Here is a 558-nt window from a genome sequence, read left to right on the forward strand (position 1 = left end):
TGAATGTTTCCGTTGCAGGAAACGATTCTCCATAGAAAGGAGGTGATCCAGCCGCACCTTCCGATACGGCTACCTTGTTACGACTTCACCCCAATCATCTACCCCACCTTCGGCGGCTGGCTCCCTTGCGGGTTACCCCACCGACTTCGGGTGTTGTAAACTCTCGTGGTGTGACGGGCGGTGTGTACAAGACCCGGGAACGTATTCACCGCGGCATGCTGATCCGCGATTACTAGCAATTCCGACTTCATGCAGGCGAGTTGCAGCCTGCAATCCGAACTGAGATCGACTTTGATAGGATTGGCTCCACCTCGCGGCTTCGCTTCCCGTTGTATCGACCATTGTAGTACGTGTGTAGCCCAGGTCATAAGGGGCATGATGATTTGACGTCATCCCCACCTTCCTCCGGTTTGTCACCGGCAGTCATCCTAGAGTGCCCACCCGAAGTGCTGGCAACTAAGATCAAGGGTTGCGCTCGTTGCGGGACTTAACCCAACATCTCACGACACGAGCTGACGACAACCATGCACCACCTGTCTTGAATGTTCCGAAGAAGGC

The 558-nt window shown here is 54.8% G+C and carries 1 rRNA gene; it reads right to left on the minus strand.

Features of this window, described 5'->3' with window-relative positions:
* Positions 1 to 35: 35 nt before the first annotated feature.
* Positions 36 to 558: ribosomal RNA gene (locus AC3WU2_RS30660) — 16S ribosomal RNA — on the minus strand; the annotation flags it as partial.

The organism is Paenibacillus sp. EB106-05-06-XG162 (genome assembly GCF_058791655.1).